1 protein-coding gene is annotated in these 257 nt (G+C 61.1%); it reads left to right on the forward strand.

Features of this window, described 5'->3' with window-relative positions; genetic code table 11:
• On the forward strand, window positions 1–257 hold a 257-nt coding region (locus SB772_RS42955), incomplete at both ends, for a HAMP domain-containing protein (RefSeq protein ID WP_410838890.1).

A 257-nucleotide genomic window follows, 5' to 3' on the forward strand; every position in this document is an offset into this window, starting at 1 on the left:
GTTCGCGCAATCGTCCATCCCGTCGATGCCACCATCGAGCAATTCCAGCGCATCGCAAACGGTGATCTGACGGGCCGTATCGACAACGTTAGCGACAACGAAATGGGACGTCTCGCGGCGGCGCTGCGCAAGATGCAGGAGTCGCTGATCGCGACGGTGAACACCGTGCGGCATGGCACCGATTCGATCGATACGGGCGTGAGCGAAATCGCCGCAGGCAATACGAACCTGTCGCAACGAACGGAAGAGCAGGCCGC

The sequence above is a fragment of the Paraburkholderia sp. SIMBA_030 genome, from assembly GCF_046535245.1.
Lineage (GTDB): Bacteria > Pseudomonadota > Gammaproteobacteria > Burkholderiales > Burkholderiaceae > Paraburkholderia.